Annotated in this window: 25 protein-coding genes; 10 read left to right on the top strand and 15 right to left on the bottom strand. The window is 35.4% G+C overall.

Annotated features, from left to right (window positions below; all coding sequences use genetic code 11):
• A partial coding sequence (locus tag ACNQGH_RS18455) for a T9SS type A sorting domain-containing protein (RefSeq protein WP_417957490.1) occupies positions 1 to 1,078 on the top strand: 1,078 nt, incomplete at its 5' end.
• A gap of 79 nt (positions 1,079 to 1,157) precedes the next feature.
• Here ACNQGH_RS18455 and ACNQGH_RS18450 read toward each other — a convergent pair.
• Positions 1,158 to 1,730 (bottom strand): DUF1543 domain-containing protein, encoded by a 573-nt coding sequence (locus ACNQGH_RS18450; protein WP_417957489.1) that lies wholly within the window; start codon positions 1,728 to 1,730, stop codon positions 1,158 to 1,160.
• Positions 1,731 to 1,817: 87 nt separating this feature from the next.
• Here ACNQGH_RS18450 and ACNQGH_RS18445 point away from each other — a divergent pair, with 87 nt between their 5' ends.
• Positions 1,818 to 2,315 (top strand): hypothetical protein, encoded by a 498-nt coding sequence (locus tag ACNQGH_RS18445; protein ID WP_417957488.1) that lies wholly within the window; start codon positions 1,818 to 1,820, stop codon positions 2,313 to 2,315.
• Between the two features lie 70 nt (positions 2,316 to 2,385).
• Here ACNQGH_RS18445 and ACNQGH_RS18440 read toward each other — a convergent pair whose 3' ends face one another.
• Positions 2,386 to 3,378 (bottom strand): TerC family protein, encoded by a 993-nt coding sequence (locus ACNQGH_RS18440; RefSeq protein WP_417957487.1) that lies wholly within the window; start codon positions 3,376 to 3,378, stop codon positions 2,386 to 2,388.
• A 174-nt stretch (positions 3,379 to 3,552) separates the two neighbouring features.
• Positions 3,553 to 4,587, bottom strand: coding sequence for a glutamine synthetase beta-grasp domain-containing protein (locus ACNQGH_RS18435; RefSeq protein ID WP_417957486.1), 1,035 nt, complete (start codon positions 4,585 to 4,587; stop codon positions 3,553 to 3,555).
• A 265-nt stretch (positions 4,588 to 4,852) separates the two neighbouring features.
• Between ACNQGH_RS18435 and ACNQGH_RS18430 the strand changes: the two genes are divergently transcribed.
• A complete protein-coding gene (locus tag ACNQGH_RS18430) occupies positions 4,853 to 7,042 on the top strand; it encodes a glutamine synthetase III family protein (RefSeq protein ID WP_417957485.1) in 2,190 nt (729 codons plus the stop codon).
• Positions 7,043 to 7,177: 135 nt separating this feature from the next.
• On the opposite strand, the gene ACNQGH_RS18425 is transcribed toward ACNQGH_RS18430, so the two are convergent.
• Together ACNQGH_RS18425 and ACNQGH_RS18420 are read right to left on the bottom strand one after the other, a co-directional pair.
• Positions 7,178 to 7,546: a VOC family protein gene (locus ACNQGH_RS18425; RefSeq protein WP_417957483.1), complete on the bottom strand. Its 369-nt coding sequence runs from the start codon at positions 7,544 to 7,546 to the stop codon at positions 7,178 to 7,180.
• A gap of 158 nt (positions 7,547 to 7,704) precedes the next feature.
• Positions 7,705 to 7,986, bottom strand: a complete 282-nt coding sequence (locus ACNQGH_RS18420; protein ID WP_417957482.1) for a DUF4242 domain-containing protein — start codon at positions 7,984 to 7,986, stop codon at positions 7,705 to 7,707.
• A 398-nt stretch (positions 7,987 to 8,384) separates the two neighbouring features.
• Here ACNQGH_RS18420 and ACNQGH_RS18415 point away from each other — a divergent pair, with 398 nt between their 5' ends.
• From ACNQGH_RS18415 to ACNQGH_RS18405, 3 genes are all read left to right on the top strand, one after another.
• The gene (locus ACNQGH_RS18415) at positions 8,385 to 9,563 is read left to right on the top strand and encodes an AIR synthase related protein (protein ID WP_417957481.1); all 1,179 of its coding nucleotides are present in this window, start codon (positions 8,385 to 8,387) and stop codon (positions 9,561 to 9,563) included.
• A gap of 19 nt (positions 9,564 to 9,582) precedes the next feature.
• A complete protein-coding gene (locus tag ACNQGH_RS18410; RefSeq protein WP_417957480.1) occupies positions 9,583 to 9,939 on the top strand; it encodes a hypothetical protein in 357 nt (118 codons plus the stop codon).
• 213 nt (positions 9,940 to 10,152) lie between these two features.
• Entirely contained in the window at positions 10,153 to 10,752 is a 600-nt protein-coding gene (locus ACNQGH_RS18405; protein ID WP_417957479.1) for a GNAT family N-acetyltransferase, read from the top strand.
• A 17-nt stretch (positions 10,753 to 10,769) separates the two neighbouring features.
• Here ACNQGH_RS18405 and ACNQGH_RS18400 read toward each other — a convergent pair whose 3' ends face one another.
• The 3 genes from ACNQGH_RS18400 to ACNQGH_RS18390 form a co-directional block, all read right to left on the bottom strand.
• Positions 10,770 to 11,477, bottom strand: coding sequence for a DUF6629 family protein (locus ACNQGH_RS18400; protein WP_417957478.1), 708 nt, complete (start codon positions 11,475 to 11,477; stop codon positions 10,770 to 10,772).
• A 224-nt stretch (positions 11,478 to 11,701) separates the two neighbouring features.
• The gene (locus ACNQGH_RS18395; protein WP_417957477.1) at positions 11,702 to 12,367 is read right to left on the bottom strand and encodes a CPBP family intramembrane glutamic endopeptidase; all 666 of its coding nucleotides are present in this window, start codon (positions 12,365 to 12,367) and stop codon (positions 11,702 to 11,704) included.
• A complete protein-coding gene (locus tag ACNQGH_RS18390) occupies positions 12,309 to 13,763 on the bottom strand; it encodes a hypothetical protein (protein WP_417957475.1) in 1,455 nt (484 codons plus the stop codon). Before ACNQGH_RS18390 ends, ACNQGH_RS18395 begins: the two co-directional genes overlap by 59 nt.
• Positions 13,764 to 13,817: 54 nt before the next feature.
• Here ACNQGH_RS18390 and ACNQGH_RS18385 point away from each other — a divergent pair, with 54 nt between their 5' ends.
• Entirely contained in the window at positions 13,818 to 13,991 is a 174-nt protein-coding gene (locus tag ACNQGH_RS18385) for a hypothetical protein (RefSeq protein WP_417957474.1), read from the top strand.
• A 180-nt stretch (positions 13,992 to 14,171) separates the two neighbouring features.
• Here ACNQGH_RS18385 and ACNQGH_RS18380 read toward each other — a convergent pair whose 3' ends face one another.
• Positions 14,172 to 14,690: a MepB family protein gene (locus ACNQGH_RS18380; protein ID WP_417957473.1), complete on the bottom strand. Its 519-nt coding sequence runs from the start codon at positions 14,688 to 14,690 to the stop codon at positions 14,172 to 14,174.
• A gap of 483 nt (positions 14,691 to 15,173) precedes the next feature.
• On the opposite strand from ACNQGH_RS18380, the gene ACNQGH_RS18375 reads away from it, so the two are divergent.
• A complete protein-coding gene (locus tag ACNQGH_RS18375; protein WP_417957472.1) occupies positions 15,174 to 15,614 on the top strand; it encodes a hypothetical protein in 441 nt (146 codons plus the stop codon).
• Between the two features lie 151 nt (positions 15,615 to 15,765).
• On the opposite strand, the gene ACNQGH_RS18370 is transcribed toward ACNQGH_RS18375, so the two are convergent.
• The 6 genes from ACNQGH_RS18370 to ACNQGH_RS18345 form a co-directional block, all read right to left on the bottom strand.
• On the bottom strand, positions 15,766 to 16,983 hold the full coding sequence (locus ACNQGH_RS18370; protein WP_417957471.1) for a peptidylprolyl isomerase: 1,218 nt from the start codon (positions 16,981 to 16,983) through the stop codon (positions 15,766 to 15,768).
• A 37-nt stretch (positions 16,984 to 17,020) separates the two neighbouring features.
• Complete coding sequence (locus tag ACNQGH_RS18365; RefSeq protein ID WP_417957469.1) at positions 17,021 to 18,145, bottom strand: peptidylprolyl isomerase; 1,125 nt, start codon at positions 18,143 to 18,145, stop codon at positions 17,021 to 17,023.
• A 15-nt stretch (positions 18,146 to 18,160) separates the two neighbouring features.
• Complete coding sequence (gene gldI / locus ACNQGH_RS18360) at positions 18,161 to 18,808, bottom strand: gliding motility-associated peptidyl-prolyl isomerase GldI (protein WP_417957468.1); 648 nt, start codon at positions 18,806 to 18,808, stop codon at positions 18,161 to 18,163.
• Between the two features lie 3 nt (positions 18,809 to 18,811).
• A complete protein-coding gene (locus tag ACNQGH_RS18355) occupies positions 18,812 to 19,816 on the bottom strand; it encodes a DHH family phosphoesterase (RefSeq protein WP_417957467.1) in 1,005 nt (334 codons plus the stop codon).
• A gap of 69 nt (positions 19,817 to 19,885) precedes the next feature.
• Positions 19,886 to 21,142 carry a voltage-gated chloride channel family protein gene (locus tag ACNQGH_RS18350; protein WP_417957466.1) on the bottom strand — a complete coding sequence of 419 codons (1,257 nt, stop codon included), beginning with the start codon at positions 21,140 to 21,142 and terminating at the stop codon, positions 19,886 to 19,888.
• 30 nt (positions 21,143 to 21,172) lie between these two features.
• Entirely contained in the window at positions 21,173 to 21,583 is a 411-nt protein-coding gene (locus tag ACNQGH_RS18345; protein WP_417957465.1) for a RidA family protein, read from the bottom strand.
• Positions 21,584 to 21,902: 319 nt separating this feature from the next.
• Between ACNQGH_RS18345 and ACNQGH_RS18340 the strand changes: the two genes are divergently transcribed.
• Both ACNQGH_RS18340 and ACNQGH_RS18335 read left to right on the top strand, forming a co-directional pair.
• Positions 21,903 to 22,508 carry a hypothetical protein gene (locus ACNQGH_RS18340; protein ID WP_417957464.1) on the top strand — a complete coding sequence of 202 codons (606 nt, stop codon included), beginning with the start codon at positions 21,903 to 21,905 and terminating at the stop codon, positions 22,506 to 22,508.
• A gap of 121 nt (positions 22,509 to 22,629) precedes the next feature.
• The gene (locus tag ACNQGH_RS18335) at positions 22,630 to 23,325 is read left to right on the top strand and encodes a hypothetical protein (protein WP_417957463.1); all 696 of its coding nucleotides are present in this window, start codon (positions 22,630 to 22,632) and stop codon (positions 23,323 to 23,325) included.
• The last annotated feature ends 6 nt before the right edge of the window (positions 23,326 to 23,331 follow it).

The following is a 23,331-nucleotide window of genomic DNA, read 5'->3' as shown; positions in this document are numbered from 1 at the left end:
TGTAGACAAAGCCTTACCGGCGGCCAATGCGGGAAGCGATGTAACGATAAACTGTACCACTCCAAGTGCAATATTAGGTGCGACAGGAGGAGTTTCTTATTCATGGTCACCGGCAACGGGATTGAGTGCAACAAATAGTGCTAATCCAACAGCCACACCAGCTACTACAACAACCTATACCGTAACGGTAACAGGAGCAAATGGATGTACAAAAACAGACGATGTAATAGTGACTGTAGACAAAGCCTTACCATTAGCCAATGCGGGAAACGATGTGACAATAAACTGTACCACTCCAAGTGCAATATTAGGTGCGACAGGAGGGGTTTCTTATTCATGGTCACCGACAACGGGATTGAGTGCAACAAATAGTGCTAATCCAACAGCCACACCGGCTACTACGACAACCTATTCCGTAACGGTAATAGGAGTAAATGGATGTATAAAAACAGATGCTGTAATAGTAACAGTTGATAAAACATCACCGTCAGCTCCAACTGTTTGCATAGTTCAACCATCACTTTGTGGACCAACAACAGGATCGGTTACCATACTTAGTCCAAAAGGTGCCGATTATGAATACAGTATTGATAATGGTATAACCTGGAATGCAAATACGTTATTTTCTTCATTAGCTCCAGGTTCAGTAACGGGTATAAAAGTTAAAAAACTGAGTTCTGGCTGTATCTCAGATGCTGCAGATTGTGATGCATCAAATTGTCCAGCACCACCATCTTCAGCTAAAATCACCAATACAGTAGCCAAAAAAACAGAAACAATTGTTCCTGTAGAAACGACTCTAACCGCTAAAACAGCCAATGTTGGCTTTGATGCGTATCCGGTTCCTTTCAAAGACAGGCTTACAATCAAATACAAATTTGATTATGTTTCTGATGTGAAAATTGAGGTGTTTAATGCACAAGGGATTTCAATACTTTCTAAAATGGATACCAATAGTTATTTGAACAAAGAAATTGCACTGGATCTTAAATTCAATAGAGGAAAAGAACAGGTGTATGTTGTGAAAGTAACCACTGATCGTGGAAGCAGTGTGAAAAAAGTAATATCTTCCAGATAATTTTAAAAACTAATTTTAACTGAAAAGCATCCTTTAATCGGATGCTTTTTTTTGGTTACTGATTTTAAATCTACACATATTAAACAGTAATTTCATCTAATTTTAGATAGCCAATATGCAAATCATCTTCCTTTAAATCATCTTCCGATTTTGTGATTTTTAAGGCATACTGTTCTTTAAATTGTTTGTCTAACAGATCCGATACCATATGGATGTCATCCACATCGATTCCGTATTTGTCATCAATATGGGAAGTGGCTCCATTGAAGCTCCAATCTTTGTAGAAAGTGGTTGTCTCGGTGTTTTTGGTAGCCAATCCTAAACTTTGGGAAACGGTGAGCATTTTATAATGATATTCTTCAAATTCATTTTCTTTGTAACCACCCAAATTGATGAAGAATAATTTTTCGGAAGGAGTATTTCTAACTACATCCCTGGGAACAATTTCAATCGAATAATTATCGACTACAGAAACTGCTCTCCAGACATCAATATGAAGTTGCCCTTTGGCTTCAGGCCAGAAATTTTTCATTTGAGGGATCAAATTTTTCAAGGAATTTCCAATTCCGAAAAAAACATCATGTTGTTCTGTAAGTCTTCCAGCCGGCTTGCAGCCCAGCATTATCATATAAAGTTTCAGCTGTTTTCCCATTTTTAAATCTACATTTTTTTTTCGAAAATAAAGTTTGGCACAATTCATGAATATAGAAAATAAAATTAACCATTAAATTTTAAAAAAATGAAAAAGATAATTACACTTTTGGCCATTGTAGGATTATTTAGTTTACAAAGCTGTACCGTAAATGATGGACCTATAGTAGAAGATACGACTAGCCAGGTATTTGAAGTTAATGCTTCGTTTACTTCAACTAATGATTACAGTAAATTAATCACTTTTAATTATCCAATTTATACTTCGGATGTAGTGTTGGTATACCGATTAGCTGGTATCACTTCACAAGGAAGTGATATATGGAAATTATTGCCTGAAACTCATTATTTTAGCGACGGAACATTAGATTTTGGGTATGATCAGGATTATACTACAAGAGATGTCAATGTATTTATGATCGGTAGCAATTTGCAATCAGTTTCTACGGACTTTAGACTGAACCAGGTCATAAGAGTTGTGATTGTACCTGCGGGTTATGCCACCTCAATCAATAAAAATAGTTTTGAAGCGGTTATGTCGACTTTAAAATTAAATGAAAGCCAAATTCAAAAAATTCAAATGTAATTTTTAGAAGTATAAATAAAAAAAGGAAATCGAAAGATTTCCTTTTTTTATACTTTTATTTTTAGGCAGACTAATTATTTCTTTCAGTAACTTCTTCTTCAGTAATTTCTTCTTCAGCAATTTCTTCTTCTTTACTCATTTTTATAGATACAATAATTCCGGTCACTAACGAAATCGCTATAAAAGATAAGGATACCCATTCCGGGATTTCGATAAAATCGTGAAGTAACATTTTGAGTCCCACAAAGGTTAAAATAGCAATAAGGCTGTATTCTAAATGGGCAAATTTTTCTAACATATTGGACAAAAAGAAATACATGGATCGCAAGCCCAATATGGCGAAAATATTTGAACTAAAAACTAAAAAAGGATCATTTGTAATAGCCAAAATTGCAGGGACGCTGTCTAGCGCAAATACAACATCCATAACTTCAATAACTACTAATGCTACAAAAAGAGGCGTAGCAGCTCTAATATGTCGTCTTTTTACAAAGAAATGCTCTTTGTCCATATGATTGGAAATGGGCATAATTTTTTTAAGGCTCTTGTAAACGAAAGATTTTTTTGGTTCAAATTTTTCATCTTCACTGATAAACAGCATTCGCATTGCTGTATAAACCAGGAATACTCCAAAAAGATAAGTAGTCCAGGAAAATTTATTGATAAGTAAAACACCAAAATAAATCATTAAACCTCTAAAGACAATGGCTCCCAATATTCCCCAAAATAAAACCCGGTGTTGGTACTTTTGCGGTATTCTGAAGGCAGAAAAAATAATAGCTATTACAAATATATTGTCTACGCTTAAAGATAATTCTATTAAATATCCGGTAATGAATTTTATCGCTGCTGCTGCTGGTTTTAGTCCATCTGGGTTCGAAATGTAATTATTGCCGTATAACCAATAGATAACTCCGGAAAATAAAAAAGATAAAGTTACCCATATACCCGTCCATTTACCGGCTTCTTTGGAACTAATAACATGTGGTGTTTTATTGAAAACACCCAAATCGAGTGCGAGAAATAGTAAGACGGCGGCTAAAAATGAAATCCAGACAATCATAAACTAAGGTATTTATTTAGGTTGAGCAAAGATACTTTTTGATTTTTTAAGTTTGAGCCTTATTTTAAAATAAAGTTGTAGTTGGAAACAGATTACTGTCTGATCCAAAAAAAAGTGCCTTCATTTACGAAGACACTTTCAATTATAAACAAATCAAGTTTAGAAAATAGATTCTTATACTAAAACAGAATCTTCAATTAAAACAGATTTTACAGTTTTTACAATTCTAGCAGCAATTTTATATGGATCACCGTTAGATGCTGGTCTTCTGTCTTCCAACCATCCTTTCCATCCTTTTTGAACAGTAATTAATGGGATTCTGATTGAAGCTCCTCTATCAGAAATTCCATAAGAGAAATCATGAATAGAAGCAGTTTCGTGCTTACCTGTTAAACGTTGGTCATTGTATGCTCCGTAAACAGCAATGTGTTCTGCAGTTACAGGTCTGAATGCCTCACATATTTTTTCGTAAACTTCTTGAGAACCACATGTTCTTAGTACTTCATTAGAGAAGTTAGCGTGCATTCCAGATCCATTCCAATCGGTATCACCTAATGGTTTTGGGTGGTAATCAATATAGTAACCGTATTTTTCAGTTAAACGATCTAGTAAATATCTTGCAATCCAGATTTCGTCACCTGCTTTTTTAGCTCCTTGAGCGAATAGTTGAAATTCCCATTGACCACAAGCAACTTCTTGATTGATACCTTCAAAGTTAATTCCGGCAGCAATACATAAATCAGCATGCTCCTCTACTAAACTTCTTCCGTGTGTGTTTTTACCACCTACTGAACAGTAGTACATACCTTGTGGTGCAGGGTAACCCCCTATTGGAAATCCTAAAGGCAATAAAGTCTTAGTATCCATAATGAAATATTCTTGTTCGAAACCAAACCAGAAATCACCGTCATCATCAATAGTAGCTCTACCGTTAGAAGAGTGAGCAGTACCATCAGCATTCATTACTTCTGTCATTACTAAGTATCCATTTATACGTGTTGGATCTGGATAAATAGCAACAGGCACTAATAAACAATCAGATGAACCACCTTCTGCTTGTTTTGTAGATGAACCATCAAAAGACCAGTTTCCTAATTCTTCTAATGTTCCTTTAAAATCTTTGTGTTCTTCAACTTTGGTTTTACTTCTTAAGTTTTGAGTTGGTTCATATCCATCTAACCAAATGTACTCTAATTTTATTTTAGCCATAATATTATAAATTTATTTCGTTTTTTTTTATTTGTTTGCAAATATAAAATAAATTATTTATGAGTAAAAATCAGGGGGTAATTTTTGTTATAGCATATGTTATTTTTCACATAAGTGTATTTTAATAGGGGGTAAAATTCCAAAATGACAATTTTACATGGGTATAAAAACTAATTTCACAATTGCAATAAGGAGGATTTTTGTTTAATATTGATTATATTTGTTTTTTTTATTAAATCTATTATAATAACTTAAAAATCGTAACATGTCAACACTACGTTTTCAAGCTTTGAGAGAAGCTTCAACCAGAACGCCAGTTCAATTCGAAGAGACTGATAGAAAATCAACTATTTTTGGTGCAAATGTATTTAATGAAAAGGCAATGAAGCAATATTTGACTTCAGATGCTTTCAAAGGAGTACAAGGTGCGGTTCAGCACGGAACTAAAATAGAGAGGAAATTAGCGGATTATATTGCAATGGGAATGAAAGAGTGGGCCTTGTCAAAAGGAGTTACTCATTATACGCACTGGTTTCAGCCACTTACGGGAACAACTGCTGAAAAACATGATGCTTTTTTTGAAACATCTTACGACGGCAGCGATCCGGTAGAAAAGTTTGGTGGAGCACAATTAGTACAACAGGAACCAGATGCTTCCAGCTTCCCAAATGGTGGAATTAGAAACACATTTGAAGCAAGAGGATATACGGCTTGGGATCCAACTTCTCCAGCATTTATTTTTGGAACTACATTGTGTATTCCTACTGTTTTTATTTCCTACACAGGAGAAGCATTAGATAATAAAATTCCTTTATTGCGAGCATTATCTGCTATGGATGAAGCTGCTACTGAAGTATGTAAATATTTTGATAAAAATGTAAAGAAAGTTACTGCAACCTTAGGGTGGGAGCAAGAATATTTCTTAATTGATAAATCATTAGCGGATTCTCGTCCTGATTTAGTGATGACAGGGAGGACTTTGCTTGGGCATACCTCTGCAAAAGGACAACAATTGGACGATCATTATTTTGGTTCTATTCCAACTCGTGCTTTAACGTATATGAGAGATTTAGAGCAAGAGTGTATGCTGTTAGGAATTCCAGTTAAAACACGTCATAATGAAGTAGCTCCAAATCAATTTGAGTTGGCACCTATTTTTGAAGAGACTAACTTAGCTGTAGATCACAACTGTTTATTAATGGATGTAATGCAAAAAGTGGCTGAACGTCATGATTTGAAAGTGTTATTTCATGAAAAACCATTCAAAGGAGTTAATGGTTCTGGGAAACACAATAACTGGTCACTAGCAACTGATACCGGAGTGAATTTGTTAAGTCCCAGTAAGACGCCGATGAGCAATTTACAGTTCCTGACTTTCTTTATCAATACTATAAAAGCGGTCAATGATTATGAATCATTATTAAGAGGTGCAATTGCAACGGCAAGTAATGACCATAGATTAGGTGCAAATGAAGCGCCGCCAGCGATTATCTCTGTCTTTATCGGAGAGCAGTTAACTAAAGTTTTAGCTGAATTAGAAGGTGTAACTACTGGGAAATTATCTCCGGAAGAGAAAACAGATTTAAAATTAAATGTTGTTGGTAAAATTCCGGATGTGCTTTTGGATAATACGGATAGAAATAGAACGTCACCATTCGCTTTCACAGGAAATAAATTTGAGTTCAGAGCCGTAGGATCTTCCGCAAACTGTGCTAATGCCATGACAACTTTGAATACTATTGTTGCAAAACAATTGAAAGATTTCAAAATTGAAGTGGATGCTTTGATCGAATCTAAAGACATGAAGAAAGACGATGCGATCTTCAATGTTTTGAGAGAGTATATTAAAGTTTCTAAAAAGATTCTTTTCGAAGGAGATGGTTATAGTGATGAATGGGAAATCGAAGCAGGGAAAAGAGGTTTAAGCAACTTCAAAACAACTCCCGAAGCATTAAGAGCAAGAGCTTCTAAACAAGCTTTGGATTTGTTTTCTGAAATGGGGATCATGAATCATGTTGAAGTGGAAGCCCGTTACGAAATTGAATTGGAAGAGTACACTAAGAAAATTCAAATTGAAGGTCGGGTTTTAGGTGATATTTCTACAAATCATGTTATTCCGACTGCTATTCGCTATCAAAATACATTGATTGAAAATGTTAAAGGTTTGAAAGATATTTTTGGAGATGAATTTAAAACAATTGCCAAAGAGCAAATTGTTTTAATCAAAGATATTTCAAAACATATTGAAGGAATCAATTCTAAAGTAGTTGAGATGACGAACGAAAGAAAGAAAGCAAATGTAATGACTGATGCTCAGGAAATGGCTGAAGCGTATTGTAATAACGTAAAACCATATTTTGAAATCATCCGTGAACATTGTGATAAACTGGAGTTGTTGGTAGATAATGAACTATGGACATTAACTAAATACAGAGAATTGTTGTTTACAAAATAAAAACAAACACCATTTTATAAAAATGCCTGTCTCTAACTGACAGGCATTTTTTTTGGTTTAAATTATAAAGATTTCTGGCTTGGGTTTATAAAGCAAATAGTCATTTAAGCTTTTAATTGCTGTTTGCCTTTTCTGTTATTTCATGGAGTGAAATGCTACTTTGTTTCCTTCAGTGTCGGTGAAGTGTGCCATAAAGCCATTAGGTCCTATTGATGTTTTAGGCAAAACAACTTTTCCGCCTGCTGCTTCAACCTTTGCAAGAGGAATACTCAAATCATCACCACCGTTGAGATAAACTAAAGTGCCTTTGTCAGCTGGTTGATACTCTTTACTTTCCACTAAACTACCTCCAATTCCATGTTCCATGTCTGCCGGGAAGAAAGCTGATTTCATGCCCATGGCTTCCATTGGCTGCATTTTTGCGCCTAAAACTGTTTCGTAAAAGGCTTGTGCTCTGCTTAAATTTTGTACTGGAATTTCAAACCAGTTAATTGCATTTTTCATCGTATTTAATTTTTTTGTTTATAAAGTATTGAATTAGTCTTTTTTAAGACTTTGTTTTGCTGTTAAATTCTAAGCACAGATTTTAAGTTCCGTTTTTTTTTTTTTTTTTTTCTCTGTTGGTTTTTATTTTCACTGTTGCCGTTTAAGGTCGTTCCAGACTATACAGTCTCTTCCGCTGTTGTAGGGTCAATGGTCGCGGATATCCGACTGATGGAATTCGCAGGAAATCCTCCTAACTTTGCGTGTTCGCGAATCATTTCCTCGTTGGGAGCAATGTAAGTACAATAGATTTTGTCAGCAGTTACCTGGCTGTTAATCCACTGAATTTGTGGTCCCATTTTACCCAATGCTCCACAGGAAGTTTGTGAAATGGCTTTCAATTGTTCGGTGCCTAGTTTACCGGCACCGGGAATCTCTCTTTCAATTACATATTTAGGCATGATGTTGCGGTTTTTAGTTTCCTACTCATATGGCTTTTCGGTAAGGCCCCGTTTTTTAGAGTGATCGCTGGTTTTCACTTTGCTGCGTTTAATTTACGGTTTAAAATTTGTTATGCTTTTAAATGGGTTTATGCTAAATTTCAAATTAAAATCTATAGCAATTTAGCCTAATATCCCTCGTGATAGATTGCGTTTGTGTAGTTACGCTTCTTTTTATTTTTATTGTAAAGAGCTAAAAAACAAAACGGTAGTGTAAATTTAATAAAATAAATTCACATTCGATTTACAGATTACGGATTTAACGAAACACTTGAAAACCCGATAGGCAAAACCCAAAAAAATAATTATCTTTGCCGCAAAACCCATCTGCCTAAACGCAGGTTACACAACTAGACTACATGAGTTCAGATACTTCAAAAAGATATGCGCTTCGCGGTGTTTCGGCATCCAAAGAAGACGTGCATAACGCCATAAAAAACATCGATAAAGGATTGTTCCCTCAAGCATTTTGTAAAATTGTCCCTGATTATTTGACCCAGGACGAAGAATATTGCCTGATTATGCATGCTGACGGGGCGGGAACCAAATCTTCTCTGGCCTATATGTATTGGAAAGAGACAGGAAACATCTCTGTTTGGAAAGGTATTGCACAGGATGCATTGATCATGAATATTGATGATTTGTTGTGTGTAGGGGCAACGGATAATATTCTGCTTTCTTCAACCATTGGAAGAAATAAAAATCTTATTCCTGCCGATGTAATTTCTGCAATTATCAACGGAACCGAAGAGTTAATTAAAGAATTGGATTCTTTTGGCGTAACGATTCATTCCACAGGTGGTGAAACGGCTGATGTGGGCGATATCGTCCGAACTATTATTGTAGACTCTACGGTTACCGCTCGTATGAAACGTTCTAAAGTGATTAACAATGCAAACATTAAAGCAGGAGATGTAATTGTAGGTTTGGCTTCTTTTGGTCAGGCTACTTACGAAAAAAGCTATAATGGCGGAATGGGAAGCAACGGATTAACATCGGCGCGTCATGATGTTTTCGGGAAGTATCTGGCAACAAAATATCCAGAGAGTTACGATGCTGCAGTTCCTGAAGAATTAATCTATTCCGGACAAGTAAATCTTACTGATTCAGTTGAAAATTCACCAATCGACGCAGGTCAGTTGGTACTTTCTCCAACCAGAACATATGCGCCTATAATCAAGAAAATTTTAGACCAATATACTGCTGATGAAATTCACGGAATGGTGCACTGCAGTGGAGGAGCACAAACTAAGATTTTACATTTCGTAAATAATCTGCACATTATCAAAGACAATTTATTTCCGGTTCCACCATTATTCCAATTGATACAAGAACAATCCAAAACGGATTGGAAAGAAATGTACCAGGTATTCAATTGTGGACACCGTATGGAAATATATGTTCCGGAAGCTATTGCTCAAGACATTATCGCGATTTCAAAATCGTTCCATGTTGATGCACAAATTGTGGGTAGAGTAGCAGCAGCCGATACTAAAAAACTTACCATTACCAGCGAATACGGAACTTTCGAATATTAAAAAGTAAAAGCAACAGGCCATGTACGAACTACTTTTTTGGAGATATCAGGAAGGCATTTACCTAAACCATCATCTGGTTTACGAAGCAGTTATTGAGGAACAAGAAGTGGCAGGTCTCGAAGAGCTTCCTGTGACGGTCATCCTCAATAGGATTAATACGCTGTTCTCTCATTGGGAAAAAGTAGATGACAACAGTTGGAAAAACAACAAAGGCAAAGGTGCTTTTCAAATAAAAACCACTCCTCAAAGCATTCAAATCGATTGCTACGGAACCGAAGGAAAAATCATGAATCAGTTGGTAGATGCATTGGGGGAGTTCAATTGTCCTTTGTACGATCCACAGGTTCCAGAGCGTTACGACGAAATGAGTGAGTAGTATTTTTAGGAGTTAATCAATATACAGTGCAATCCCGCAGTTCAAAAACATATTTTTTTGAACTGCGGGATTTTCATTTCAAATACGAAGTATTCGCTCCAATGAAATAAAAGTTAAGTAATGTGATCTGACTAAAAAAGACATCAGAATTTTGAACTTTAAGAGTAGTTCATTTTAGGAATTTTTATTTTCTTTGTAACTAAATAAATAAAGATGGACTCAGATTTCTCTCAAAATACAATCCTGGAAGACGAATTAGTTTTACTGCGTCCTTTACAAGAAACGGATGTCGAAAATTTATTGGAAATTTCCCTCAATGAGCCCGAAACCTGGGAATATTCTTTAGTACAGGCCAATGGCAAAGAAAATTTGGAAAAATATATTCAAATTGCCTTAAAAGCCAGAGCAAATAAAACGGAATTCCCCTTTATCGTTTTCGATAAAAAGTCTGGAAAATACGCCGGAAGCACTCGTTTTTATGATATTAATCTGGATTTCAAAACGCTGCAATTAGGCTACACCTGGTATGGCAAAGACTTTCGAGGGACCGGACTTAACAAACGCTGTAAATTTCTACTATTGCAGTTTGCTTTCGAAACCCTTGGGATGGAACGTGTCGAATTCCGTGCAGACAATAACAATAAACGAAGTATTGCAGCTATGAAAAGCATAGGTTGCACAGTAGAAGGAGTGCTGCGAAGCCACATGCCTACCTTTGGTAATGCTGTTCGCAGAGACAGTATTATTTTGAGTATTCTTAGCAAGGAATGGTACGGAAACGTAAAAGAAAATCTGAAGAATAAATTACAGTAAAATCTATTCTTCAAATTTTAAACACTGTGGCTTTTATTATGATCATCGCAATAATATCTGGAATAGTATTTGGAATGTTTTTTACTAGGGCTTTTAATTTCATCCATAACAATTAGTATGCATATACTAATAATCGAAGAAAAGAAACACCAAACCGAAACAATATAGTCTACATAGAAAATGGTAGTGATAATATAAGAAATGATGATAGTGATGCTTAAAAGCCACATTTTTTTGATCTCTGAGAATAGGGGTGGAGCAACAGTTGCAATGATATAAAGCAGGTCTCCATAAATGCTAAATGAAATTGGATAATGTTGTATGTAAGAGATATGGCGACCGATGATTTTGGCCTCAACAGAATAAGTGATTAAACAATAGCCCAGATATAAAGCTATTGACAGCCCTATTACAACCAATACCCACTGAAAAAGCACATTCTCCTCTTCTTTTTTGAGTTTCAATGAGGCAAAAGGAATCCATAAGGGCCAGACCACCTGGGCAAAAAATAAAAAGGTATAGGTTGTGACTTGTTGCAATGGGGCAAAATATGGTTTGGTTAATGCTAACCATAAAAAACCCTCAGCAATTTGTTGCACACAAAAAATAATCGGAATACTTGCAAAATAAATTTGGGAGGGTTTTTGGACGTTTTTTACTGCCGCAACACTTATCGCTGCAAGAACAATACCCGCTCCAAAACTCGCACTAGCTGAAAAACACATAGGCTGTAGTTTATGATGAATTAAGACTCTGGATGTGCCCGTTGAGCACTGAATATTGGTAGAAAACAATAACCAATATGAATTTTTCATGTCGCAAGTACACAGTCAGTACCATTTTGTTGTGCCCGACGACACGCTGACGAATTTTGAATCCAATTGCTACCAATTTTCAGTAAAATATAGATTTTAGATCCTTATTCGTATTGTTCATTTTATATTTATATTTACCACACCCACCAGGGTGCTTGCAGGACTTCGGCATAAACGACCAAGTCGAAAATGGCATGTGCTATAATAACAGGCACAATGCTTTTTGAATAATGCTTTAAAAACCCAAGTACGATATAGGCTATAAAAGACCATATAAAAAACGTCACGAGGTGTTGTTGATGTATTGCCACTGGCGAAAGGAACAAACAAGCTTTGTATGATGCATGTGCAAAGGCAGCAAATACCACGGCAAAGTCCGTATTTAATTTGCTGATCTGACCCTGTATGAAACCTCTAAAAACCAATTCTTCGATCGCAGCAACACTTACTGCCACTAATACAAATGGTCGGATTACAGCAGGTAAGATGGTCATTCCTAAATTACCTCTGTAATAAATTGCCGCTATAATACCCAGTTCAAGACCAATAACAATTTGGATAAGCATTTTTAGAGAGAAAAGATTCCTAAATAAAAACCTGAATGTTACCGGAAGAGAATCGATATCACGGCTGATGATAAAAGCTACCATTACCAAAGGAATAAAGGCCACCGCTTTAAATGGAAAAGGGTAGGTAACTAAATAGGCAAATACCATGATTTCAGTACTGCAGACGATAGCATCAAGCACTGCTTTTTTGGTTCGTCTGGGTATCGCTTTTGTTTGCTCTGAATGCTCCATTTTTTTTGTTTTTTTTAAAAGATTTTTTTAATAATTTTCTTGGAAAAACTAAACTGAATAAAAATACTGCAGGTAGTAGCAAAAGCAGCCAGCCTGAACCCATACAAGCTCCGGTGTTAGGAACAATGATGGAACCCGGCAAACTCATTTTCAACGTTTGTATATAGCTACTGTCCGCTTTATTTTTTTCGGGTACTGACAGATACCTCAATTCTTTCAACGCATAAAGCAATTGTTTATCCGTTACCGTGTCCGTTATTACGAGTCCTCTTAGATTGGGTAATTGTTGCAATCCGTTTAAGTTTTTTACCGAATCACCTCCTTTCAGTTCCAGCACTTGTAGATGGGATAATTGCGCCGTTATCGTGTCAAACTGTTTTTGGGTGGTGTTTTCAGGAAGTCCAAGCCACCTTATATTTTTGTAGTCACCCAGCACATCAATATTGGTAAAAAGACCCGAAGCAATCAATACGGAAAGTTTGGGAAATTTATTTTTCAATGGGGCCAAATCGCCTTTGCATCCAAAATTAGTGATGGTAAGATGTTTTAGGTTTTCCAGTGACTGTAAAACCGTATAATCGGGCAGGCAAGCAAACAAACTTATATTTTCGAGTTGCTTGTTGTTGTTAAAAAAAGAAGCGTCCATATATTTAGTGTCACCTCCGTTAATAATGCATTGTTGTAGTGCGGGCATGGCGGGTAACGATTTTGTGACAACAGTATCTAATATACTCAGATGAAGACATTGCGGAGTTTTCCAATGTGCCAGTAGTGGGAATTGATTTTGTTTTAAGGATGCTCTTATAAAATGAGGTTTAAAGAAATCAGCTTTTTTAATGTAATCCTCAACTGTGATTTTTGAGCCATTTTCTTCGAAAGTCAAATCAGTATTGGGTTTTAAGTGCGCTATTTTTTTTAAATAGGGAATATAACCTGCAGGGATTTTTGATCTAAAGTTGATGGTTTTCAAGTCGTCAATTGTTCTGGGTCTCATTTTTTGAAACCAAGAAATCAGATTTGCTTTCCCATTCACAATGATGGTATTCACTTTTCCGTTTACAAAAACAAGAGAATCGCCGGAATCATCAATTTCCAAAGAATCATTGATTACCTCATTGAAAGAAATAGCAGTATCGTTAAAGCCTAATACATCTCCTTTTTCGGCAAGAATTGCCCCGTAATTTTTTTCATTGGAAGGAAATTGAACATAACCGTAATTTTTTGAAAAGTTTATTGCCTCACCTTTGCCAAAAAGCTTTACGACAGCAAAGCGTTGTTCTCCTTTAAATTGATACATAAGCCAAAACAAGAGCCCAAGTAGTACTGCCACGAGTACAATGGATAGCCAGTTAATCTGTTTTGGTTTAGTACTTATACGGTCTTTAAAGGTGTCCATGACGTAGTGGTTTGTCTATTAATAGCTTGGTTAGAAACAGAGAAAACGAATCCTATGCGATTAATGTTTTTATATCATTATTGTACCGGATTAAATGAAACTGAGGTATTGAAAAAAGAAACTGCTCAAAATGCTCTAAAATACAATGAGGAATTACACCCATTATTTTTTAAAACAATTGATTTAACCTATACGTTAGTTGAATTGATATCCCTGTCTAACGTGTAAAAAATAATAAGATTTTGGGGATAGTAGGATTCTAAAATAGGAAGTCCTTCATGAGAGCTAAATTAAAAATAATTTTCGACTATAGCAACTGAAAATCAGTATATTATAAAAATAAAATGGAGAAAGTATGTTTTTGTAAAAATAGACCTCATTCGAGTAATTTTAAATGAGGTTTATTTTTTAATGGTCTTTAATTTCCTGTGAATAAAGCAATTTTACCTGTTCTGAATCGATGGGTTTGTCTAAAGGGATTTTCAGGAAATAATCCAATTGCCATTTTTGAGTCTGCTGTGCCTGTTTGCTTGTCGTTAGGTCCCAAGGCGGATACACCCGAAGGGCTCGTTTCCCTTCTTTCGAATCAGTGGTCAGGATTCCTTGTTGGATAAGCACCGATTTAGGAAATACAAACTGACCAAAATGATCCCCGCTTTTGGCATTGATAACAAATAAATCAATGGCATCTGAAAAGTCAAAAGGCTCAATAGGTCCTTTCCCTATTCTTTTCCATACCGTAACGAATTGACCCACTTTTGTTGGAGTGGTTTTGGCCACGCGAAATAGTATTTTTAAGGTGTTAAGTTCGAATTGACAGGCGCCATAATCGGCACTTTCTTTTTCCAGTACAACATTGGTGAGTTCAAAACTACTGGGATCAAACACGAGGGTTTTGGTTTCTTGCAGGATATTAGGGAGAATCATTGGGAGTTTTTTGCAGTTTTAAGGTTTTACAATTGGAAAGTCATTTTTAAAATGAAGGCTTTAAGGATCGAAACGACTTATAGACACCTGGTCGGAAACAAACTTCGTTTGTACATTCAAATTAGGTTGGATAAACAAAAGTTTGTTTCACTGTATATTTTTCAAATATACTTATATTTTTCAAATATACTTATATTTTCTTACAAATTATCCTAAATACCTGGAATCAAGGGAATGTTTTTCATGCTTATATGGTATGTTTCTTTGTTGCTTTACTGGAGCTTTGCGTGCGGGAATGTAGTGAAGATTGTTCCGATTTTTCTTCAACGGAGCACTGGATAAAGCGATTCGCTTTTTCAGCAGGTCTCGCCTAAATTTTGAATTTTAGAATGGGGATTGCTGTTTTTTTATAACTAATTTTTAAACCAAAAAGGTAGTGCACTTTGCGAAAAACTTTGCGAACTTTGCGGTCAAATAAAAGATATGAAAATAAATCCAAAAAACGGAATTGACAAGCTCATTTTCGGAATGAAACAGAATGACGTTACTGCTATTTACGGTAAACCAGATAGAAATTACAAGGACGAAGATGATAATGTGATTTTTGCCTATAATAAACTTAAAATGCGTCTGACTTTCTATGTCGAGGAAGATTTTAAATTGGGTTATATCGTGGCTTCAAGCCGGGAATTAGAGTTGTTTGGGAATAAAGTGATTAATAGAAAAATCAGTGATGTCAAAAAAGATTTGGCCGCTAAAGGAATAACTAAATTCACTCAGGAAGAATTCGATACGTTCGAAAATTATTTCAATGAGGAAAATTGGATTATCTTTCAAACAGAATTTGATGAGGTCGTGAAATTTGAGATTGGTGCGATTATCAATCAAAAAGACGAATTCGACTGGAAATTTGGAAAGAAATAATTTCTTTTTGCAATAGAAAATGGAACGTGGATACAACAGATTTAATCGCCGCTTTTTATTAAGCGAAGCCAGCATCTGATAGCATAAATTAAATATAAAACCCGACAGATTTTGAAATCTGTCGGGTTTGTTATTGAATGCTGTTTGAGATTTATTGTTGTTTTGGAGCAGGTTGTTTTTCAAACATTTCCAATTCGAAAACAAGATTGGTATTTGGCGGAATTACACCTCCGGCACCTCTTTCTCCATACGCCAAATTTGAAGGGATAAAAATGACCGCTTTGTCGCCAAGAGACATGAGGCTCAATCCTTCCAAAAATCCAGGAATCATTCCGTCTTTTTTACCTGCTTCAAAAGGAAACGCCTGGTATCCGTTTTGAGCGGCTCTGTTTGCATCGTATTTCCCGTAGGCTTTACTTACGTCTTCATAACTACTGTCAAATAAGGTACCGTCTTCAAAATAACCGGCATAATGAAAATAGAAGGTCGTTCCGTCAGCAGGTCTGACACCGCTTCCTTTTTGGATTATTTTATAGGCTAAACCTGAAGCTGTAACGGTTGCAGTAGCTTTAGCCGCTTTTAAATTAGCCTGTTTGGCAGTGATCACACTACCGTATTTTTCAACATACACTTTTTTCTCTTCGGCAATAATTGCAGCTTGCTTTTTTTGGTTTTCAGCATCAATTAAAGCTTGTTTTTTAGCGTCTTCGGCTTTATTGCCATAATAGTCAGAGAATACTTTTGCTGCATCAAATTGTTTGGCTAATGTTCCTTTTCTTGTAATTGTAATCTTCTTGATGACATCATCTTGAGCAATCCCGTTTACAACGTTCATACCTTGAGTCACATGGCCAAAAATAGTGTGCTTTCCATTTAACCAGGGAGTGTCCTTGTGTGTAATAAAGAATTGACTTCCATTGGTGGTTGGACCTGAATTGGCCATAGCCAAAATTCCTCCTTTATCAAATTTCAGATCGGTAAACTCATCTTTGAACGCATATCCCGGACCACCAGAACCGTTTCCTGATGGATCACCACCTTGAATCATGAAATCTTTGATAACGCGATGGAATTTTAAACCGTCAAAAAATGGTTTTCCTTTTAGTTTTTCATCAGCCACAAAAGTATTTTTCCCTTCGGAAAGCGCTATAAAGTTAGCTACAGTAACCGGCGTTTTTTTGTATTCCAGTTCAACGGTAATGTCTCCTTTAGTAGTAGCAATAGTAGCGAAAATCCCTTGGACTGCTATGGGAGCTTTTACTGCTGTTTTAACTGCTGTTGCCGGCTTTTTGGCAGGAACAGGTTTCTTAATTTGAGAATGTAGATTCAACATTCCTAAGAATAATAAAAATAGAATTTTAAATTTCATGGGATACTAATTTAAGGTCTGACTTTTTTTTAAGGGGTTATTGAGGCATTGCTTCTAATAATTCAATTTCAAAAATAATATTGGCGTTTGGAGGAATAACTCCACCTGCTCCGGCTTCACCATACGCCAATTTTGACGGAATGAAGATTATGGCTTTGTCACCAAAAGATAATTTATCCACTCCTTCAATGAAACCAGGAATCATGCCATCTTTTTTTCCTGCCTGAAAAGGAATCGGTTGATAGCCATTTTGAGCGGCTCTGTTTTCATCGTATTTTCCAAAAGTTTTAGCAACACTTTCTATACTTGAGTCAAAAAGTTCGCCGTCTTCAAGAAAACCAGCGTAATGAATGAAAATATTAGCACCGTTAGCTGGTTTTTTACCTCCACTTTTCTTGATAATTACGTATTGTAATCCAGTATTTGTCTTAATTGCTTTGGTTTTTAACGCAGCAAAATAAGCTATTTTTTGGTCGCGAACTGCTTTGTATTTTTGGTTGTATACTTTTTTATTTTCGGCCTCAATCGCTAATTTTTTCTTTTGGTTTTGAGATTCTACTGAGAAATAATCGTGGAATGTTTTTACCGCATCAAACTTTTTCGCTGCTTCACCATTTCGGATGATGGTCACTTTAGTGATAAAATCGTTTTGTTCAATCTTGTTCACAACATCCATTCCTTTTTCTACCACATGACCAAAAATAGTATGTTTTCCATCTAGCCACGGTGTAGCGAGATGCGTAATGAAAAACTGACTGCTGTTAGTTGCCGGACCGTTATTGGCCATAGCCAAAACGCCGCCTTTGTCAAATCTCAAATCAGTAAATTCGTCTTTAAATTTATAACCGGTATCCCCAGATCCTGTTCCTAACGGATCCCCAGTTTGTATCATGAATTCTTTAATCACCCGATGGAATTTCAGTCCATCAAAAAAAGGTCTGTTTTTAAGGTTTTCGTTGGTGACAAATTCATTTTTTCCTTCAGCCAAAGTCACGTAATTTGCCACTGTGATCGGTGCTTTTTCGAAATCTAATTGTACAATGATTTCTCCTTTATTGGTCTCGATTTTGGCATATAAACCATCAGGAAGATTATTATGCTCTTCTTTACAGGAATAAAATGAGGCAATAACAAGGAATGCGAGTAGGAAACTTTTTTTCATTTCTAAATTAATTTTTTATTGTGTTATAGTGTCTTGTGGTTTGATTGCTGTGGTAACTTCCGGTATAACAACCGGAGCAGCTGCAGGTTTTACCTCATTTTGTTTTTTGTATGCCGTTTCTGATATAAAATCATGTAAGGTTACGGTGCAAAGCAGGGGTTGGTTTGTTCCAATTTTTTTATTGTCCCCATGATAGCCATAGCCCATATGTGAGGTAAAAAGAAAATTCACTTTCTCTTTTTTATGCATTAATTTGATACCGTCTCTCAATCCCATCATTATATTTTGTTTGTCAACATAATAAATTTGAGGTCTTAATTCTAATTCGGAATAAATGATGTTGCCTTTCAAATCTTTTATTTCATAATCAAAAAAAGCGACATCTCCCTTTTTAGGAGTCAGTGTATCGAGCGTATTTTTTATCGAATAGGAATACCAATATCCTTTGGATGAAGCGATAAACTTTGCTTTAGGATTTCTTCTGATTACAGCATTAATTTGTCCTTCCTCACCGGCAATTAATTTTTTATTTCGCGCTATCGATTTCTTCATGAAAGTTCCGGAAGCTTGAGAAATGGGTCTGCGGGCTTCCTGATGCTGTTTGCAACTTGAAACTGCAAGGAACAAAGCGAATACAACTGCGATTAATTTGCTGTTTTTCATGTATTATATGGTTAGTTTTGTTACTAAATCCTCAAATTTATTTATGGTTTCCTGCATCGATACTTCTGATTTTCCTCCGGCAGCATTGCGATGTCCACCACCATTAAAATGATCTCTTGCAAATTGGTTCACATCAAAATCACCTTGAGAACGGAATGAAATCTTGATGATTTTTTCTTCTTTATTTTCAATGAAAATTGCCGTAAAAAGAATTCCTTTAATACTTAATCCGTAATTTACAATGCCTTCGGTGTCCCCTTTTGCATAATCAAAAGAGTTTAATTCATCCTGTGTAAGGGTGGTATAAGCTGTTTTGTGCTCGGTTAATACTTTCATGTTTTGAAGTGCTCTTCCCAATAATTGTAAACGTCCAAAAGAACTGTTGTCAAACAGTAAGGTCGGAATTTTCGTATTTTCGACACCTAAATCAATTAATTCCGCAACAATTCTATGGGTATCTCCAGTTGTTTTTGGAAAACGAAAAGAACCTGAATCTGTTAGAATTCCTGTGTAAATACAAGTTCCGATTGTTTTGTCGATAGCCTCTTTTTTTTCAAGGAAACAAATGAAGTTATATAACATTTCACAAGTGGACCCAAATGAAGTATCTGAATAGGTAAATGTAGCGTAATCATCCGGTTTCTGATGATGATCAATCATTATAAAAGGCGCTTTCAGTTTGGACAAAATAGTTTCCATTTCGCCTGTACGGTGCAAAGCATTAAAGTCTAATGTGAAAATAAGTTCTGCCTGCTCAAGAATTTTGGTACAGTTGACTTTGTCTTTTTCGTATATTTTGACCGTTTCCGATCCAGGCATCCAAGCTAAAAAATCAGGAAATTCATTTGGAGAAACCACAACAGGATGATGGTTGTTTTTTAATAAAAAATGATATAATCCTAGAGTGGAACCCATGGCATCGCCATCAGGGCCCCGGTGTGGAATAATTGCAATTTTTTTTGGAGTTGATAATAACAACTGTATCGCTTGAATGTCTTGTATTTTCATAGTTTGCGAAATTACATTTTTTTAATGTAATGTTGAAATCATTTATATAATTAACAAACTTTTACAATGTTAGAAAAGCTCAATGTCTTTGCTTTTAATTTTTTGGTACAAACGGTATTTTGCACCCTTTACAATTTGGGCTTTGTAAATCCCAACTGAACCGGAGCTAAAGTAAGCGATTGTGCAGGCAATAGCAATGAAAAAGCCAGTTTCTATTCCGAAAAGCTCCATCCCCATGACAGTACATGCAATAGGAGTATGGGTTGCACCCGAGAAAACAGCTACAAATCCCATTCCTGCCAGCAGTGCAATAGGCAAAGGAACAAGTAGTGATAAGGCACTTCCTAATGTAGCACCGACAAAGAACAATGGTGTAACTTCGCCTCCTTTGAAACCTGCGCCCAGTGTAAATCCGGTAAATAGTATTTTTAGAAGAAAATCATAAGAAGCATTTGGATTCAAAAAGGCATCCACAATTATTGGGATCCCTAAACCAATGTATTTAGTGGTTCCAATACAATAAATTACCACTGCAAGGATAAGTCCTCCCGTAAAAGGACGAAGCGGGGGAAAGGATATGGTTTTCGAAAATAAAGCGCCCCAGAAATGGGTGCTTCTGGAGAATAACAGGGCAGCCAGGCCAAAAAGAATACTTACCAGGATCACCCAAAATAAGGTGGTAAAATTCATTTCAGGAATGAGGGGGATACTATAATGGGTGTGTTTTACTTTCCAGAATTCAACCGTAAAATAAGCGATATAAGCCGTTAGAAAAGCCAAAGGGATACTTTTGAAGCTGATTTTACTGAAATATAAAACTTCTAAAGCGAAGAGGGCCCCTGCCAAAGGTGTGCCAAAAACCGAAGCAAAACCAGCAGTGATTCCAAGAATAATTAGTGTCTTTCTATCAGAATTGTCAAGTGTGAAGATTCGGGAGAATTGGTCGGCAATAGCGCCTCCCATTTGCACGGCCGTGCCTTCGCGACCTGCGGAGCCTCCGAAAAGATGCGTAATTAGAGTGCTGATAAGTACCACAGGCGCCATTTTTAACGGAATTATTTTCTGGGGATTGTGGTATTCTTCCAGTAATAGGTTATTGCCCTTGGTAACAGTTTTTCCAAAATAATGGTAAGACAACCCTATGATGAGGCCGCCTATTGGCAAAAGCCAAATGATCCAGTTGTGGTGTTCTCTATATTGGGTAACCCATTCTAGTGTCACTAAAAAAAACGCCGAAGCTGATCCAGAAAAAATGCCTGTCACGACACAAATGAAAATCCATTTGAATATGACAAGCATTATTTTTTTACCGTTTTCTAAATTCATTATAAAACTGTCGGATTTTTTGCTAAAGTATTACAATCCTTCCTGAACTAATGGTTTTTCAGGAGCAATGGCTGTAAATTCTATTTCAACCAAATATTCGGGCGCAACTAATTGGTTAATTCCGTAAAAACCAGTTGTTGGTTTTATGTCTTTAAAAAATTTGGCATGAGCTGTGGCAACTGCTTCAAATGTAGTAACATCAGTAGTAAATATGCGGGTACGAATAACATCTTTCATCCCTACATTCAGGTCTTCAAGAACTTTTTCCACTCGTTCTAAAATATTAAGCGTTTGCGCATGAGCATCGTCAGCTTTTACTTTTTCGCCATCAACTATAGCTACTGTTCCCGATACTTCAATGATATTTCCAATACGTACTGCTCGACAATATCCCATTTTGTCCTCCCATGGTGAGCCTGTCAATATGTTTTCTCTTTTCATTTTATTTTATTTTATTTTATTTTATTTTATTTTTTTTATTTATTAAGTTGATTTTTAAAGTTTTACTATGCCAATTTAATTTTGGTATGTTTTTTGCAATTTATAAAAAATCAATGAAATAAAAAATACTGATTTTTAATTAAAAAGTTCAATTTCGGAAAATCAAGTTTAGAAAATCTTATGCTCTGAAATGTAATAAAATCGAAAATTGAATGTTATTAAGGAAAGCAAAATTACGCCATTTTGCGGTTTTGTCAGGATTGGTTTTTTTATTTTTTAAAAATTTTACAAGCACTGATAAGTTAATATCTAAAAAGTTATGAAAAGAATTCTATTTTTGATTATTGTTATAGGTATGTCCCTAAGCGGATATGCACAGAATGAATTTAGCTCTAAGTTCAAAGCAATTCCGCCTAAAAATAAAAAAGTGAAAGTCGAAAAAGTAATTTTTCCAAAGGCAGATTTGCCAAAAATTACTTCGCCAAAAGTTATAAAAAAACAAGATATCCCCCTTGATGTACCGAAAATCAGTTTGGTGAATCCTGAGAAAATTACTAAAAAAGCAGAAAATTTAGAGGTTGCTACTTATAAAAGAAATCAAAATTTAGGAACTTTTAAAACAGGTTCTCTTACTGCTAAAGTAAGATATCGTGATGCCGCTTATGTTGATGGGGATAAGATTAGAGTATATTTAAATGATAAGGTAATAAAATACGAGGTCGTTTTGGATGGAGATTTTAAAGGCTTCGAGATAAAATTAGAAAAAGGGATTAATAAGATCGATTTTGAGGCGTTGAACGAAGGTTTTGCACCTCCTAATACAGCAGAATTTCAAGTGTATGATGATAAAGGAAGTATTATTTCGGCTAGCCAATGGAATCTTGGGATCGATTTTAAAGGAACCCTAATATTAATGAAAGAATAGGAATGTTCTTTTTTTAATTCGATAAATAAATAAAATTAATTTATACTATTTTTGTTGTTTTACGCTATGTTTTTAATTTTAAATTTTTAATAAATATTGATTTGTCAATAGTCACCCTGATATGAAACAGATTCTTTTTTTTATAATAATAAGTGTTGGTATTTCTTCAAAAAGCTATGGTCAGATTGAATTTAGTAAAAAGTTTAAAGCAATCCCACCTATAAATAAAAGTCCGAAGTTTAAAAAAGTAGTGCCTCCTGAAACTGATATACCACCAACTTATACTCCAAATATTTTTAAAAGCCCTGTAATTAAAGCCCCTAGTTCAGTATTAAAAATTGGAGCAACAAGCACTATAAACATGACTCCAAAAAATGATTTTGCTAATCCAGGAGATGTTTATATGGATAAAATGGAAAAGGATTTAGGGAAAACATTAGTTAGAGAAGGTTTGAAAGAAGATTCAAGGCTTTTGGTTAAAATTGATGTCAATTTTGGCGAGATTAGAACGAAATCTAAGTTTTTTGTAATTAAATATCGTGATTTTGGACAGATTGACGGAGATTTAGCAAGAGCTATTATGAATGAAAGTGTAGTCCAGGAAAGATTATTAATGCAGGGAAATTATCAGCAGTTTAAAATATTTCTTAAAGAAGGAATAAATACATTCGAAATAGAAGCTTTAAATAGAGGGGCTTTAGGTGGAAATACAGCTGAATTTCAAATTTATGATGACAAAGAAAAACTTATTACGTCTGATTATTGGGAAAATTGGGATACAGGTGTAAAAGGTAAATTTATATTTATTAAAGAATAATTGAAA

Origin of the sequence: Flavobacterium kochi, assembly GCF_048286715.1 — a bacterium.
Classification (GTDB): Bacteria; Bacteroidota; Bacteroidia; order Flavobacteriales; family Flavobacteriaceae; genus Flavobacterium.
Note: the sequence above shows the minus strand (reverse complement) of the source record. Positions and strands in the feature narration are given on the sequence as shown.